The 16296-nt window shown below is 44.0% G+C and carries 17 protein-coding genes; 6 read left to right on the forward strand and 11 right to left on the reverse strand.

What is annotated here, in order from left to right; translation table 11 throughout:
• The first annotated feature begins 3 nt into the window (after positions 1 to 3).
• Positions 4 to 315 carry a DUF3467 domain-containing protein gene (locus HYN59_RS08835; RefSeq protein ID WP_108777920.1) on the forward strand — a complete coding sequence of 104 codons (312 nt, stop codon included), beginning with the start codon at positions 4 to 6 and terminating at the stop codon, positions 313 to 315.
• Positions 316 to 354: 39 nt separating this feature from the next.
• On the opposite strand, the gene HYN59_RS08840 is transcribed toward HYN59_RS08835, so the two are convergent.
• The 3 genes from HYN59_RS08840 to HYN59_RS08850 are packed head-to-tail and all read right to left on the reverse strand — an operon-like array spanning position 355 to position 2731.
• The gene (locus HYN59_RS08840; protein WP_108777921.1) at positions 355 to 909 is read right to left on the reverse strand and encodes a hypothetical protein; all 555 of its coding nucleotides are present in this window, start codon (positions 907 to 909) and stop codon (positions 355 to 357) included.
• 12 nt (positions 910 to 921) lie between these two features.
• Positions 922 to 2403, reverse strand: coding sequence for a metallophosphoesterase family protein (locus HYN59_RS08845; RefSeq protein WP_108777922.1), 1482 nt, complete (start codon positions 2401 to 2403; stop codon positions 922 to 924).
• Positions 2396 to 2731 (reverse strand): hypothetical protein, encoded by a 336-nt coding sequence (locus tag HYN59_RS08850; RefSeq protein WP_108777923.1) that lies wholly within the window; start codon positions 2729 to 2731, stop codon positions 2396 to 2398. Before HYN59_RS08850 ends, HYN59_RS08845 begins: the two co-directional genes overlap by 8 nt.
• Positions 2732 to 2880: 149 nt before the next feature.
• On the opposite strand from HYN59_RS08850, the gene mutL reads away from it, so the two are divergent.
• From mutL to HYN59_RS08870, 4 genes are read left to right on the forward strand one after another with little or no spacing between them, the layout of a single operon-like run.
• Positions 2881 to 4743, forward strand: a complete 1863-nt coding sequence (gene mutL / locus HYN59_RS08855) for a DNA mismatch repair endonuclease MutL (protein ID WP_108777924.1) — start codon at positions 2881 to 2883, stop codon at positions 4741 to 4743.
• Positions 4740 to 5501 (forward strand): rhomboid family intramembrane serine protease, encoded by a 762-nt coding sequence (locus tag HYN59_RS08860; protein WP_108777925.1) that lies wholly within the window; start codon positions 4740 to 4742, stop codon positions 5499 to 5501. Before mutL ends, HYN59_RS08860 begins: the two co-directional genes overlap by 4 nt.
• A 1-nt stretch (position 5502) precedes the next feature.
• Positions 5503 to 6411, forward strand: a complete 909-nt coding sequence (locus tag HYN59_RS08865) for a rhomboid family intramembrane serine protease (protein ID WP_181369407.1) — start codon at positions 5503 to 5505, stop codon at positions 6409 to 6411.
• Positions 6412 to 6434: 23 nt separating this feature from the next.
• Positions 6435 to 7466, forward strand: a complete 1032-nt coding sequence (locus HYN59_RS08870) for an endonuclease/exonuclease/phosphatase family protein (RefSeq protein WP_108777926.1) — start codon at positions 6435 to 6437, stop codon at positions 7464 to 7466.
• A 347-nt stretch (positions 7467 to 7813) separates the two neighbouring features.
• On the opposite strand, the gene HYN59_RS08875 is transcribed toward HYN59_RS08870, so the two are convergent.
• The 8 genes from HYN59_RS08875 to HYN59_RS08910 form a co-directional block, all read right to left on the reverse strand.
• Positions 7814 to 8428 carry a WbqC family protein gene (locus tag HYN59_RS08875; RefSeq protein WP_108777927.1) on the reverse strand — a complete coding sequence of 205 codons (615 nt, stop codon included), beginning with the start codon at positions 8426 to 8428 and terminating at the stop codon, positions 7814 to 7816.
• A 76-nt stretch (positions 8429 to 8504) separates the two neighbouring features.
• A complete protein-coding gene (lepB, locus tag HYN59_RS08880) occupies positions 8505 to 10052 on the reverse strand; it encodes a signal peptidase I (RefSeq protein ID WP_108777928.1) in 1548 nt (515 codons plus the stop codon).
• A 43-nt stretch (positions 10053 to 10095) separates the two neighbouring features.
• Positions 10096 to 10797 (reverse strand): 4-hydroxy-tetrahydrodipicolinate reductase, encoded by a 702-nt coding sequence (dapB, locus tag HYN59_RS08885; protein WP_108777929.1) that lies wholly within the window; start codon positions 10795 to 10797, stop codon positions 10096 to 10098.
• Between the two features lie 6 nt (positions 10798 to 10803).
• On the reverse strand, positions 10804 to 11379 hold the full coding sequence (locus tag HYN59_RS08890; protein WP_108777930.1) for a DUF5683 domain-containing protein: 576 nt from the start codon (positions 11377 to 11379) through the stop codon (positions 10804 to 10806).
• Positions 11379 to 12278, reverse strand: a complete 900-nt coding sequence (locus HYN59_RS08895; protein WP_108777931.1) for a ParB/RepB/Spo0J family partition protein — start codon at positions 12276 to 12278, stop codon at positions 11379 to 11381. Before HYN59_RS08895 ends, HYN59_RS08890 begins: the two co-directional genes overlap by 1 nt.
• The gene (locus tag HYN59_RS08900; RefSeq protein WP_108777932.1) at positions 12275 to 13054 is read right to left on the reverse strand and encodes a ParA family protein; all 780 of its coding nucleotides are present in this window, start codon (positions 13052 to 13054) and stop codon (positions 12275 to 12277) included. Before HYN59_RS08900 ends, HYN59_RS08895 begins: the two co-directional genes overlap by 4 nt.
• A gap of 129 nt (positions 13055 to 13183) precedes the next feature.
• The gene (locus HYN59_RS08905) at positions 13184 to 14476 is read right to left on the reverse strand and encodes a T9SS type A sorting domain-containing protein (protein ID WP_108777933.1); all 1293 of its coding nucleotides are present in this window, start codon (positions 14474 to 14476) and stop codon (positions 13184 to 13186) included.
• Positions 14477 to 14753: 277 nt separating this feature from the next.
• A complete protein-coding gene (locus HYN59_RS08910; protein WP_108777934.1) occupies positions 14754 to 15635 on the reverse strand; it encodes an SDR family oxidoreductase in 882 nt (293 codons plus the stop codon).
• A gap of 149 nt (positions 15636 to 15784) precedes the next feature.
• On the opposite strand from HYN59_RS08910, the gene HYN59_RS08915 reads away from it, so the two are divergent.
• The gene (locus HYN59_RS08915) at positions 15785 to 16294 is read left to right on the forward strand and encodes a hypothetical protein (RefSeq protein WP_146185898.1); all 510 of its coding nucleotides are present in this window, start codon (positions 15785 to 15787) and stop codon (positions 16292 to 16294) included.
• Positions 16295 to 16296: the final 2 nt, after the last annotated feature.

Genomic DNA, 16296 nt, shown 5'->3' on the forward strand with positions numbered 1-16296 from the left:
ATAATGAGTGACGAGAAACAGCAGCCAGGGCAGATCAACATCGAACTGGACGAGAAAACAGCTGAAGGCATCTATTCCAACCTTGCGATCATCAACCACTCCGCTTCAGAATTTGTGGTGGACTTCGTGACGATCATGCCCGGTGTGCCAAAAGCCAAAGTAAAGTCGCGCATTGTATTAACGCCCCAGCATGCCAAGCGCCTGCTGAAGGCTTTAGGCGAGAACATCCACCGCTTCGAGAGTGCCCACGGTACCATCAGCGATATGGAGCAGCCGCCCATTCCACTGACTTTCGGGCCTGCAGGACAGGCTTAAGATAAAGAAACCCCTTTCGGAAACGGAAGGGGTTTTTTGTTATTCCTCATTTTTTTCTAATTCTTCACGAATATGATTTCCAAATATTTTTGTTACTATAAATCTAAAAATAGGGATGAGGATGATATTGATAATTAATAAGCAAATAAAATAAATTGTTAAATTTATATTTATATTCCAAATGGAATTAAAGGTAAAATAGTAAATTAAAATTTTAAAAAAACAATATGTTAAAAAAGTGTAAAGTATAGTGAAAAAGAATTGTAATTTAGACTCCTCTTCTTCTAATTCTTCAGATTTTTCTTCAATAAATTCATTGATTCTATTTATTTCATTTCTGTCAACAACTTTTTCTATTGCATATTTGATTATACTACTTAAACTTATTGTATCAAAGATATTGTATGGAATGCTAAATATAAAACTCCATAACATTAGTAATAGGAAGTCATATAAACTGGTTGTACTTTCTGAAAAAAAACCTTTTTTAAAAAATATATCTAAGACAACTAAACCAGGCAAGGTATAATTTAAGAACATAAAAATTTTACTTCTAAAAAGTTTTATGTTGGTTTCATTGAAAATTTCACTCATACATATATGATATTAAGATTCATCTTTTGGCATTCTAGCATACACATAACAAATCGCTTCTGATTTATCATTAAAAAACATTTTAGCTTGAATGAGCATTGGTCCCCAGTAATGATAAGAAAATGAAAAATTAGGATTATCATCTCTTAAACAAATTATTTTTTTAAAATATTCACCAGCAGTCCATTCTACTTTTTCTAAAAGCGATCCTTTATATAATTCAGGTTTATGCTGAACAATCCATCCTCTAGCTTCATAAGCTTGTCCAGGAATTAACGATGGCATAACCTCAATAACGGGCATATGATATTTTTGATTTTTGTATTGCTTGAGCCGTTCCGTATCATCAGTTATTTTTTCGGTATTTACAACGCCTACAATAGGGACTGTTTTATATGGTGTAATTACTCTGTCAGTGACATTAACTGTTTCCCACTTCCATAAATCTGGAGATAGCGGTCTCTTTGCGGTTCTAATTAACCCTCTTGTAATTACATTTATTCTGGCTTGCTGCGCATCTGGATGCCATTTTATTGTAATTAATGAATATGTATTACATGCTTTATTAGAAATTTCGGTAGGCAATTCTCTGCTACCACAGCTCCCGCCAGCAATTACAACTTGAGGTATCTTACTCTCGCTATTTGACCATAATGGTGTTGGCTCATAATTGAAGATTTGTGGATAGTGCTTATGACCATGTAAAATTAAATGAAAGTTGTGCTCGCTGAGCAACTCAAGTAAATATCCTGAATTCATTATAGAATCTACTCCTCTTCCTGGTTCTATAAATGAAGGTAGTAATACAACGTGATGATGTATTACAACTATTTTTATATATTCATTAAAATCTTTTTCAGTAGATGAAATCTTTTCAAGTTCTTCTCTTAACCTTTTAATTGAATCGTAGTCAACTTGTCCTCTGCTACTGTCAATGGTATCTTTTTCCACATAGATACAACAGTTAATTTCAACAATGGTTACTTTATTACCTTCAAGATTTTTAATGTGCACTTGAGTAAGTTCTTCAGGTTTATGAGATACCTGAGGCGGACGAATACCGTCGAAAAATTTATTATAAAAGCTACAGTAAGGTTGAAATCTTTCGTCTTTAGTAGAGTCTGCGAATCTAACATCATGATTTCCGGGCACAAAAAAAATATCTGATTTTTCGACACGCCTATTGAGTAACATCTCTGAAGATAGTCTGTTTAAAAAGATAAGAGCTTCATTAAACTCGTCATGCTTTGCTTTTTGCGTAAAATCTCCGGAGACAGCAACAATTAATGGGGATTCTTTTTGATCTGAATAATCTGTTTTATCAATTACAGTTCCCCCGAAATCAATTTGTAAGTCGTCTATAATTAAATCAGCAAGTGTCGGTATGCCTTTTTTTGAGGCTGTAGGTGGAGGATTACAAATATGATATTCTCCAAAATGTAAATCGGAAAAATGCAAAATTTGTATCTGATTAGTATATGATATATTACTCATAGAAATATATTTCTCTTTCTGTATGATTTATTGTTCTTGATCCAATGGCTGCAAATTTTTCTTCATTGGAGTTTTCTATTTGTTTAAGTCCAACCCTTATAAAAGAGCCAGTAACAATTTTTTGATTTCCAGGGCGAAGTTCAATTTTGAAATTTGGTTCATAAGCATCTTCTTGAAATTTGCCTTTTTCTTTACCTCTCCACCTATGCCAAACTTGAGCTTCTATAACAGACGGGCCCGCATTAAATAATAGTGTTTGAGTTAATAAATTTCCTTCGACAATAATAGGATTGTGATTTTCTGTTACAGGAGTAATAATTTGATACATAGGTTTTAAGTTATAAGTTTAAGTAAACCTACAAAAATTTTGTTAAAGCCCATCACGTATTTCCCGCAATAATATCAATCACGTAATTTCCCCCATCCCGCAAAAATCCTTAACTTTGACATTACCAATAAATCGCTATTTCCTACACAATGTCCAGTATTATCCAGTTACTTCCCGATCATGTTGCCAACCAGATAGCCGCCGGTGAGGTGGTGCAAAGGCCGGCCTCCGTCGTGAAAGAGCTCCTGGAAAATGCCGTGGATGCAGGCGCTACCGAGATCAAGCTCATCGTGAAGGATGCGGGTAAAACGCTGGTGCAGGTCATCGATAACGGCAAGGGTATGAGCGTGACCGATGCGCGCCTGTGCTTCGAGCGCCATGCTACCAGCAAGATACGCCATGCGGAAGACCTTTTCGACCTGCATACCAAGGGCTTCAGGGGTGAGGCACTGGCATCCATCGCGGCTATTGCCCATGTAGAGCTGAAAACCCGCCAGGACCAGGAGGAGCTGGGCACGCACCTCATTATCGAGGGGAGTAAGTTCACTTCGCAGGAGGTGGCTGTAGTGCCCAAAGGGACATCCTTTTCTGTAAAGAACCTTTTCTACAATATACCTGCCCGCCGCAATTTCTTAAAAAGCGACACGGTGGAGTTCCGCCATATAATCGACGAGTTCGAGCGTGTGGCTTTGGCGCATGCCAATATCGGATTTATGCTGTACCACAACGGCAGCGAGATGTTCAACCTGCCGGGTTCCAATACCCGCCAGCGCATTGTGAATATCTTTGGCGGCCGTACCAACGAAAAGCTGGTGCCGATAAAGGAGAGCACCGAGATCGTAGGCATTCACGGATTTGTAACCAAGCCCGAATTTGCCAAGAAGAGCAGGGGTGAGCAGTTCTTTTTCGCAAACGACCGCTTCATCAAGAGCGGCTACCTGCACCATGCGGTAATGGCGGCTTACGAAGGCCTCCTGAAAGAAGGTTGCCAGCCAGCCTATTACATTTACCTCGATGTGCCGCCCAACACCATAGACATCAACATACATCCCACCAAGACCGAGGTAAAGTTTGACGACGAGCATGCGCTGTATGCCATACTGCGGTCGTCCATTAAGCACAGCCTCGGTCAGTTCAATGTGGCCCCGGTACTCGATTTTGACAGGGACAATAACCTTGACACGCCTTACGAATATGAGCAGCGTGAAGCCGTTATGCCTACGGTACAGGTGGACAGGACGTTTAACCCATTTGCCGACGAAAAGCCGGTAAGGGCAGCGTCATCAGCATCGACTTACAGTGCGCCGTCTTTCCGCAAGGAAAAACAGCCCGCATGGGAAAGCCTTTACACGGGTATTCCGGAAGCTGCGGAGGAATTGGAAGGCATTAGTTTTGAGACAGAGGAAGTGACCGGTTCGCTCTTCAACGATAACGAAGTGGAGCAGGCTGTTTACAAAACCTACCAGATCCACAAGAAATACATTGTAAGCCCTATAAAAAGCGGTTTGCTGATCATCGACCAGAAGCGTGCTCACCAACGGATATTATACGAGCAGTTCCTTACCAATATTACCGTACACCATGCCGCCAGCCAGCAATTGCTGTTCCCGCTGGTGCTACATTACAACAAGAGCGAGCTCGACCTAATACGGGAAATGAGGGAAGCGCTCGAAAATACAGGTTTTGTGTTTGCCGAGATCAACCATGACCATATCGTGGTATCCGGGCTGCCGGTAAACGTCGCCGAAAGCGAAGTGTCGATATTGTTGGAGGAACTCATCAACGACCTCCAGCAGGAAGTGCCCGACACAAGTTTCAGCCAAAGCGACAGCATCGCCAAGAGCATGGCGAAAAGCCTGGCCGTAAAGACCGGTACCTATATGAACGAAAAAGAGCAGGAGAACATGGTGAATGCACTATTTGCCTGTAAAGAACCTGATGTATCACCCTTTCAGCGGCCTACCTTTATTACGGTAAGCGTGGAGGACTTAGATAAACGATTTGCGATATGATGAATTTCAGATTAACCGATGGGGTTAAGCATATAATTATAATAAACTTCATATTTTATATATGCAGCCTTCTGATTGGGCCTTCCGCCTACCAGTTGCTGTCAATGCACTTCCCTTCAAGTGCAGAATTCAAATTCTGGCAGCCCCTTACTTATATGTTCATGCATAGCCAATTTACTGCCGGGCATATTATTTCAAACATGTTGGGTGTTTTCTTTTTTGCACCTGCACTCGAAGACCAATGGGGTACAAAAAAGTTTGTATTCTTTTACATATCCTGTGGGCTTGGTGCCTTATTGCTCCACGTAGGGATTGATTATTATTCTTTTTATAAAGGATTGAGAATTCTTGCAGATAATGGTATATCAAATAGTGAGGTTATTTCGTTATTAAAAGAAGGGAAATATAATCCGGCATGGCAGGATGTGATGCTTCCCCGACAGTTTCATGATTTTATGAATGCTTATGCGGGTACATTATTAGGAGCCTCCGGTGCGGTGTATGGTATACTTGTTGCATATGCATTCCTGTATCCGAACAGGGAGATGATGATGTTCTTACTGCCAATTCCCATAAAGGTAAAATATCTTGTAGCTGCAACACTTATTATGGACTTGTATGCAGGTTTTATAGGATATCCGGTGTTTGGTGTTGACGATGGTATTGCGCACTTCGCCCACCTTGGCGGGGCTGCCATAGGATATATCATGATGTGGTATTGGAAGAAAAATTCGTATAACGACAAGCGTTGGAATTAGTATGGGTATAATAGATGATTTAAAGATGGAATACAGGATGGGCGGCATTACACAGCGCCTTATCTTTTGGAACGTAGGGCTTTTTGTAGTACCAATGGTTGTATTTAGTATTTTGGCATTGTTCAATGTAGGTTTCCCTCCTTTGCAGTGGTACCTGCCTAATAACGAAGACTGGATCAGCCTTTCTTCCAACCCTGCTGACCTGCTTTGGAAACCATGGTCGCTCATAACCTACGCCTTCCTCCACGGGGGCTTCCTGCATCTGTTCTTCAACATGGTCATGCTGTTTGCCGCAGGGCGCTTTTTCCTGACGTTCTTTACCCAAAAGCAAATGTTCGGGCTGTATATGCTCGCGGCAATATTTTCCGGGCTGGTGTTCATCCTTAGCTACAACACACTGCCGCTCCTTAGCGCAAGGGGACAGTCTAATATGGTTGGCGCTTCGGCAGCAATTATGGCGGTGCTTATTGCCGTGGCAGTCTATGCACCATACTACAATGTAAGGCTGCTGTTGCTTGGCAATGTAAAGCTATGGCATATAGCGGCATTTTTCATCATCAGCGACCTGATCATGGCTTCGGTAGAAAATGAGGGCGGCCATATCGCGCACCTTGCAGGATCGCTTTTGGGCTACCTGTATATTGTACTCCTTAAAAACGGCACCGACCTTAGCAAAGGCGTGTCCGGCATTATAGATTTCTTTTCCAACCTCTTTAAGCCCAGGAAAGCAAAGCCGTTCACAAAAGTGCACCGCAATACGGCACCACCGGTTAACAGGCCTTCTCCAAAGCCAAAAGATATCACGCAAAAACAAATCGATGATATACTCGATAAGATCAGCAAATCCGGCTACGACAGCCTGACAAAGGAAGAAAAAGAATTTTTGTTCCGGTTAGAAAATAATAAGTAGATTTGGGTATACACTGGCACCGGATGAAAAAGCTCTCGTGGTTCAACAAAGTCATGTTTTTCTTCAATATAGTTTTAACTGTATTGACTTTTATTGCCTATTTGTTGCCGTTCATGGCGCCTAAGCTTTTCCCGTTCCTTTCGGTATTCACGCTTATGATGCCGCTCATGCTGGTGCTCAACTTCCTCTTTTTCCTCTACTGGCTGCTGCAGACCAAAAGGCAGATGCTCCTCTCGGGACTGGTATTGCTGTTGGGGATAACCTTCGTCAGCAAATGCTATAAATTCTCGTCAACAAATATGCCCGAAGAGAAAGACGACTTTACCCTGATGAGCTACAACGTTAGGCTGTTCAACCTGTACGACTGGATACCAAGGAAAGACATTGCAGGTACGATAATGGGATTTATTAAAGAAAAGAAACCGGATATAGTGTGCCTACAGGAATATTCAAAAAGAGGCAAGGCTTCATTTCCCGCATACAGGCACAAATTTGTTTTTGGCAGGGATGGCGAAACAGGGCAGGCAATTTATTCCCGTTTCCCCATAATCGACAGCGGGCATATAGAATTTCCCGGATCTGCCAACAATGTGATCTTTGCCGATATAAAAAAAGGGAAAGATACGCTGCGGGTATATAGTATGCACCTGCAGTCGATCAAAATAAGCCCGGATATCCATGAAAAGATAAACGAGGAGAAATCGAAAGTTATTTTTAAAAGGATGAGTGAGGCCTTTGCCAAACAGCAGCACCAGGCAGAATTGTTCGAAAAGCATAAAGGCAGCTGCAGGTATAAGATGGTTATTTGCGGCGACCTGAACAACAGCGCGTTTTCCTATGTGTACCGCAGCGTAAAGGGTAAAATGAAAGATGCTTTTGAAGAGGCAGGCAGCGGCTTCGGGAAGTCGTACAATTATAAATATTATCCGGCACGCATCGATTATATCTTTACCGATAAAATGATAAACGTCAAGCAATATACCACCTTCGATACGTTTGTCAACTCCGACCATTTTCCCGTAATGACACGATTGTCCTTAAAAGAGGAAGAATAGTTTTCAAATCCGATATGCATTAAATCTTGTAGTCTAAAAATCTAATAATCTTTTTTTGGGCGTGCCGGCTCCGTAAACTACGCCGTCGGGCCATTGCTTCGCCAGTTCGGCTTTGAGCCTCAGGTCGCTCTATCCCTCCGCTGCGCTGCGGGGATGCCGCCCTGCCTGCCGGCAGGCAGGTCCTGTCCCTCACGCGGACGTAAACATCTGTTATACGTTAATAACCTTATTACCGTTCGGTAGAGATGCATTGAATGCATCTCACAGGAGAATTGCCAGTGTCTACCCCCAAAAACTTATAACGATTTTACGTTACACACATCGGACTTCGGACCTCCGACAAAATGCTACAAAGCCTGTTTCCTCAAATACTCCATTGCATAACGCCCTTCATTGAACAAAAGGTCGAGTATGCTCAGGTTATTGATGAAGCCGTGTTTTTCGCCAAAAACCTGTGTGTACGGCTCAAAGGCAGCAGTGTCTTTTTTGCCATTGGCCAGGTAGCGGTAATCCTGCAGGCCGTTGGCTTCCCGGAAATACTCAACCGTTCTTTCGGGGTTATAGTCCATCCCGAGGCAGGAAGTTACGATATCCATGATCTCAAAATTAAGGTCCATCATGAACGTGTGCTTTTTCTCGAATACAGGCCGTATATCGTCCTCAAAATATTCAAAGAAAGGCGAGGAGCGGTAGGCTGCCTCAAGCGATTTAAAATGCTGTTTCTGCCAGTCGAACGCAGGCTCAATCTTTACGTCCTTAAACAATTGCCTGTTGCCATCGTTGCTGTGCTTCACCGGGATGTTGAGCATCTGCATCCCGTTCGGGCTGTAAATGTACATCCGGTTGCGGTTGGTTTGCTTCTGGAAATTGTCTTCCGCCTCAAATACCACTTTACCGGCATGCGCCATCGCTACAAAATGGCTGATGGAGGGGAAATATGTAGAATGAATTAAGATGTCCATTGTCTGTCCTTTATTGTTGTAAACAGTAGAGACGTAGCACTGCTACGTCTCTAATTATAATTTCATCAATTTCTGATTATGCTTTTTCAGCTTTATTCCTCCTGTTCCTAAAGAAGCTGAATCCGATATACAATACCAATGCACCGAGGAAATACTTAAAGTAGGATACAGGTTCATCGTCACCGCCAACAGTAATAAAGAATCTGTCCCATCGTGGCTTCTTATTTTCATCAAGGCTCATCCATACGAATACAGGCTTGCCCACGATATGGTCTTCCGGTACAAACCCCCAGTAACGGCTGTCTTCCGAGTTGTGGCGGTTATCACCCATCATCCAGTAATAATTCTGCTTAAAGGTATAGCTTGTTGCAGGCTGCCCGTTGATAAGGATCTGCCCGCCTATATCTTCTAACGTGTTGTGCTCATAATCGGTAATGATCATTTTATAGAAAGGCAGTGTTTCTTTATTCAGCTCAACAGTTTTTCCCTCTTCCGGAATATAAATTGGCCCCATGTTGTCCTGTGTCCATTCCGGTTTTGAATGCGGGAATATCGAGGTGCCTGGATTGGCCGGGTCATAATTGAATTTATAGCGCTCAACGCTTTTCACCAATGGATTGGTTTTTAGTATTTCTGCATTCTCATCAGTAAGAGCACGGAAAATATATTTATTTTGAGATGAATCATACCCAATGTCCGACCTGTTGATTTGCAATTCTCCAATAAGGTAATTTGGATCAAGCATGCTTCCATCTTTAGTCGTTACAAAATAAATATGCTGTAGCTTTGCCCTGCCGCTTAATTTCAACTCCTTACCGTTAATAAGAACTACGCCGTCTTTAATGGATAGATTATCTCCCGGGGTACCTACGCAGCGTTTTACATAGTTCGATTTTTTGTCGACAGGCTTCCTCACCCGGCGTCCAGAATTATCCCTGAATTTAACCACTGTATCTATCGGCCAGTTGAAAACAACAATGTCATTTTTCTCTACCTTCTCAAAGCCAGGAAGCCTGAAATAAGGCAATTGCGGCCAGTTGCTGTAGGATTTGGTATTGATTACAGGTATGGTATCATGCACCATAGGCGCTGCAATGGTGGTCATAGGCGTACGTGCGCCATAATTGAATTTGCTCACGAAAAGGAAATCGCCCACCAAAAGCGTTTTTTCCAACGATGCCGTTGGGATAGTAAAGGGCTGCATCACATAGGTATGAACTATAGTAGCTACAACTATGGCGAAAAGAAGCGAGCCAACGGTGCTGTCCTTTCTTTCCTCTTCACCTTCGGGAGTATAAGTTACCTTGTCGTTATAATTTATGGCATATATATAAAGGCCCAGGGTAACAATACCTAAAATCGTATCGGTTGACGAACGTTTGCCAAAAGCGCGCAACGTCTGTACCCAAACCACAGGGAACATGATGAGGTTTACCACAGGAATGAAGAGTAGGATCGTCCACCACTTTGGCCTGTTAATGATCTGCATCAGCACCACGGCATTATAAACCGGTACTGCCGCTTCCCATCGCTTCCTGCCTGCTTTTTCGTATAGTTTCCAGGTTCCTAAAAAGTGTATTACCTGTACTGCCAGGAAAAATATAAACCACTGTAATAAAGTCATTGCTGTATAATTTTTTCTATATGTCTAACTAAATCAAAAAATGTTACTGTAATCCCAGCACATCTTTCATACTGTATATTCCTTTTTTACCCAAAAGCCATTCAGCGGCTATTACAGCGCCCAATGCGAAGCCTTCGCGGCTATGGGCGGTATGCTTTATTTCTATCGAATCGACCTCCGAATCATACATTACCGTATGGGTGCCGGGAACGCCTTCTTCTCTTTTTGCATTGATGAATATCTCATCTTCTTGTGGGTTGCCAATCGCCCAGCTCGAATAATCGGAATTGGCAATAATGTCTTTTGCTAATGTTATTGCCGTGCCGCTCGGGGCATCCAGTTTTTGTATATGGTGCACCTCTTCCATCGAAACGCGGTACTGCTTCAGGCTAGCCATCATTTTGGCTAAATAGGTGTTCAGCTCAAAAAAGATATTCACCCCCAGGCTGAAATTCGACCCGTAGATAAACGCGCCGTTCTTATCCTCGCACAGCTTCGCCATGTCATGGTAGTGCTCCAGCCATCCGGTCGTACCCGAAATCACAGGGACATTCCCATTAAGGCAAGCGGAAATATTCCCCACCGCAGCATCAGGTATGCTAAAGTCAATAGCCACATCGGCATCATTCAGGCCTTCAAATGTATCGGCGCTGCTTTTGCGCAGCACGATTTCGTGGCCGCGCTCCAAAGCGATGCGCTCTATAACCTTGCCCATTTTGCCATAGCCTAATAATGCGATCTTCATGCGTAATTAAAATTGATAGTTAAGGGAAAAGCCCATGCTGTACTTATAATCCATTTGGTTTTGCTGCATGCTTGGCTTCAGCGACAAATTCTCATTTACGTTAAATTGCTGCAGGTGCGCGTCCACATTGGCATCTATAATGTTGAGCACATAGATACCCACGGTGAGCAGCAGCGAAAGGTCGCGGTTGCGCTGGTGGAACTTTTGGGCAGCGATAAGGCGGTCATTGCCCAGTTCTGCAAGCTGTCCGGTTACGGGCCTGCCCGCAAGCCTGGCTTTGTAGGCATCGCGGTATTCGTGGTACTTGTTGTTGTTGAAGGTATAGTAGTAAAAACTAAGCCCCATGCCGCCGTAAACCAATGGCACCTTCCAGTACTTCTTATTGTAAACCTGGCCAAGCCCCGGTACTATAGCAGAATAGAACGCTGCCTTGCTGGGTGCAAGTGCGTCTAATTTGTAGGGCTTTAAAAGAAGCGAATCTTTTGGCTTAGGGGTATCGATCACTTTTACTTCGTCCTGGGCAAACGCCGGCACGGAAGACAAAAAGAATAGTACTATGAATATGGAAAGTAGGTTTCTCACTATCCTTTTATAAGTTTGATGATCCTGTTGAAATCTTCCTGGGAGTGGAACGGGATGGTAATCTTGCCTTTTCCTTTGCTGTCGGCCTTTACATCGACTTTAGCCCCGAAAAAGCCTGTAATTGCCTTGGTGTGCTCTTCATCCACTTTAAAGGGCTCGCCCTTGGCGGGTTTTGCCGGTGCGGGCTTCAGGCTGTCCTGGTATGTTTTTACCAATGCCTCCGTTTCCCTTACCGATAGGTTGCGGCTCACAATCTTCTGGTAAATATCCGCCTGCGCGTCGTGGTCCTCGATATTGATGATGGCGCGCCCGTGGCCCATGCTGATGAAACCATCGCGGATACCCGTCTGGATGATCGGGTCCAGTTTTAGCAGGCGAAGGTAGTTGGCAATAGTTGAGCGTTTTTTACCTACGCGGTCGCTCATCTGCTCCTGCGTAAGCTGTATCTCGTCCATCAGCCTTTGGTAGGAGAGGGCGATCTCTATAGGGTCGAGGTCATGGCGCTGGATGTTCTCCACCAGTGCCATGACCAGCGATTCGTTGTCGTTGGCAATGCGAATGTAGGCAGGTACCGTTTCCAGTCCGGCAAGCTTTGAAGCGCGTAGCCTTCGCTCACCCGATATCAGCTGGTATTTATTAAAGTCCAGCTTGCGTACGGTAATTGGCTGTATCACGCCCAGCTCTTTGATGGATATGCTCAGTTCCCTCAGCGCTTCCTCATTAAAGTTGGTACGTGGCTGGAAAGGGTTGATTTCAATGGCATCAAGCTCTATCTCCAGGATGTTGCCCACAACCTTATCTGCATTCTTGTCCTCAACCGATTTGATGTCGTTCTCCGGGTCTTTCAGTAATGCCGATAATCCTCTTCCTAATGCCTGTTTCTTTATAGCTTTTGTCATAAACCTACTTTAGTGCTGTTTTTCTTTATAATTTCTTCGGCAAGGTTGATATAATTTACCGCGCCTTTGCTCGTAGCGTCATAATTGATGATGCTTTCGCCAAAGCTCGGCGCCTCACTAAGCTTCACATTACGCTGTATTACCGTGTCGAATACCATATCGTGAAAATGCTTCTGCACTTCCTCCACCACCTGGTTCGAAAGGCGCAGGCGGGAATCGTACATAGTGAGCAGCAGCCCTTCGATATCTAACGCCGGATTGTGTATTTTTTGTACGCTTTTTATTGTATTTAACAGCTTTCCAAGACCCTCAAGCGCAAAATATTCGCACTGGATAGGGATCACTACCGAGTCGGCAGCCGTAAGCGCATTCAGCGTTAGCAGCCCAAGCGACGGTGCGCAGTCGATAAGGATATAGTCATACTCATCCTTAACGCTTTTCAGGGCCTGCTTTAGCATGTACTCGCGGTTTTCCTTGTCTACCAGCTCGATCTCGATAGCCACAAGGTCAATATGCGCAGGGATAACCCATACATTCGGGGCCGTGCACTCTATGGTCGCCTCTTTGGGCGTGTTGCTGTGTTCCAGTATCTGGTAGGTGCCCATCTCTACCGACTCCACATCAATGCCCAGGCCGGAACTCGCATTGGCCTGCGGGTCGGCATCTATCAGTAGTACCTTTTTTTCGAGCACTCCCAGCGAAGCAGCAAGGTTAACGGTGGTCGTTGTTTTGCCTACGCCGCCTTTTTGGTTGGCAATTGCTATGATCTTACCCATTTATCGTTTCAGAATTTAGAACCGTAAAAATACAATTATTTATGGTTCGTGAAAACGGAAATTGTTAACATGCGGAAAATAAAAAAGCCACACATTGCTGTATGGCTTTTCCTTTCTTTTTCGCCTGGGTTATTGGATAACCAGTTTTTTAGATACCGTATTTTTACCCGACTCAAGCGTCACCATATAGATGCCCGGTGTAAGGCTGGAGAGGCTGATCTCCTTGGCATTAAAGCCATCAGCTGCTATTTCTGTTTCAAATACTTTAGCGCCTGTCATAGAATAGATGCTCACGGTATTTTTTACAGAAGCACTGTTCTGCAGGTCGTAAATTAGCGTGATATTTTTGTTTACCGACGGGTTAGGGTAGAAGCCGAACGAATCCTTGCTGAAATCTTCCATCCCTGCTGTCCCGGAAAGGTTTTTATAATTGAAGCTTAGCGTACCGGCGGCAGATCCGGAGAACGAAGTGAAGTACATCCTGTAAACTGTGCCGTCTGCGTATTTAACATAGTAGGTTATAGCCGGGTCGATGGCATAGCCGCCTCCGTTAAATGCTTTCCAGTCATCGCCAATGGTGTTGATATCGGTTGAATAAGCAGAAGCTTCAGGGAGTACAGGTGTTACGCCAGTATTGCCGGTCTCGGCTACCTGTGCTACGGCCACAAGCGGACTTTGAAGCGCCCCGGTAACATTATACATAGCCGTTTGCCCCATTGCAGTAACGGGAGCATAATATTTCCTGAACACGATGTCCCAGTCGGCGTCTGCAGGGGTTACAGGTACAATATCGTTTGTTGTAAACGAGAAGTGGGTAAACCTGTTAGTTGCAGAAGCATCGGTGTCAACCACTTTTGTTTCATCGGCAGCCCACGCAGTGCCATTCCACCCGGAATATGTAAAAGTCATCTCGCCATTATATGGGTTGAAGTCATTAATGAATATTTTTTTATAGTTGTCAGCGCTAAACTTAAGTACAAATACAACCACGCCTTCAACATGGTGGCTGCTGGTGTTATAATTACCCCAGCCGAAGTTCAGCGGGCCGGGAGTGGGGTTATTGGCATTGTCAAAAGCGCCTTCGCCCCAGGTAAAGTGGCTGTTGTACAATTCTGTCCATGTAGCTTCCTGGGTCACGTCAACACCGGCATAACCTGCTTCCGAAGCTGCCGCCTGAAATATCCTTATCCCTTTGCCGTCGTTTACACGGATGGCACCCATGCCCATTTGGCCTACTGCCTTTTCAAAGGAAAGGTCCCAGCTTGCAGCGGCAACAGGGGTTTGTGTGTTGGTAGAGAATTTATAATATACCTGGTTGGCATAAGCGGGTTGTAAAGCTACGTTTACTTCGGTATAACCTTCCTGCGCCGTTGCAAACAGGCCTGTAAGGAATGCGGCTGCGAATAGTAGATTTTTTTTCATTGTGTTTATTTAGATTTATTAAAAATAATTTGATGCCGCAAATATATTTATTTAAAGTAATTCTAAATAAGAAAAAGAAGTTTTTTTACTGTTAAAATTGAATTGGAAGTGTTGCTGTTAAAGAAGGGAAAGTAAACAGTAAATCGTACAACGAAAAAAGGGCTGCCTGCCGACAGCCCTTTGTGGGATCAATTATTTTAACATCCCTTAATGCTGTTTACCGTTTAAGGGAAGAGTGAAGTTCAATCTAAAATCTAAAATCTAAAATCTGAAATGGTTACTTGTTCTTCTTCGCTTTTATCATTGCTTCCAGCATATCCCACATTTCTTCGGGGATAGCTTCAAGAAGGTTGAACTGACCGGCACCTTTGAGCCATTCGCCGCCGTCTATGGTAATCACTTCGCCATTTACATAGGCAGAGAAATCGGAAACAAGGTAGGCCGCAATGTTAGCCAGTTCCTGGTGGTCGCCCACACGCTGTAACGGCACTTTTTTGGCAAGGTCGAATTTTTCTTTCAGGTCGCCCGGCAGCAGCCTGTCCCACGCCCCCTTGGTAGGGAAGGGTCCCGGTGCAATAGCATTCGAGCGGATGCCATATTTTGCCCATTCTACTGCAAGGCTGCGGGTCATTGCCAGTACGCCTGCTTTTGCAGTAGCGCTTGGTACCACATACGCCGAACCTGTCCATGCATAGGTGGTTACAATATTCAGTATGGTCGATTTTTCCTGTTTTGTATCTATCCAGTGCTTCCCGAAAGCCAGCGTACAGTTCTTGGAACCTTTCAGTACGATGTCAATTATTGTATCGAAGGCATTCGCCGAAAGCCTTTCGGTAGGCGAAATGAAGTTGCCCGCCGCGTTGTTGAGCAGTACATCCACTTTTCCGTAAGCATCCAGTACGGCTTTCAGCATGGCTTCCACTTCCTCATAATGGCGGACATCGCACTGCACGGCAAGGCATTTCCCGCCGGTCTGCTCTTCCAGTTCTTTAGCAGTGTTCTGTAATTTCTCAAGGTCGCGCGAGGTTATGGCAACTTTCGCGCCAAGCTCCATGAAATATTTTGTCATCGATTTGCCAAGGCCGCTCCCGCCACCGGTAACCACAATTACCTTACCTTCAAGCGCATTATCGCGAAGCATTTTATCTGTATAGCTCATAGTATCAAAAAAATTATTACTCCCGTAAAGATATAAAATATTATGCACGCCTTGTTGTTTGGCAGCGGTGTATTATCTTTATGAAAATAGGCAGGCAATTTACGCAACCGTTCCTGCGTTTTATCATCTTACTATAAAACCAGCTAATTATGAAACACTTACGATTACTCTTTTCAGTCCTGCCGCTGTTATTGCTGGCGGGATGCTACGGCTATGGCAGTGGCGACGATGTCGTGCTGACAGATCCTCCACCCGCATCCTATCAGGCCGTCGTTATGGACCGCGGAGAATTTGAAGCCGCGGTACACATGATGCCTGTACAGCCTATTACCAAAGCGGGAAAAATTTACATCAAGGACAATTTCCTTTTTATCAATGATGTCAACAAAGGCTTCCATGTCTTTAATTACACCGATCCCCTTAATCCCATGCCACTGGGTTTCCTGAATATCCCGGGCGCAACAGACCTGGCTATGAGCGACAACGTAATGTATGTCAACCAGGCAACCGATCTTGTAACGATGCAGTTCCAGGATGTTGGCAATACCGTAATCGTGACCAAGCGAAACAAAGATGTTTTCCCTGTATTGCTGTCGCCCAACGGAACCGTAGGGCAGGTAGCAGATAATGAGGTAGTAATAGGTTGGGATGAAATTTAATA

This window comes from Flavobacterium album (assembly GCF_003096035.1).
GTDB classification, from domain to species: domain Bacteria; phylum Bacteroidota; class Bacteroidia; order Flavobacteriales; family Flavobacteriaceae; genus Flavobacterium; species Flavobacterium album.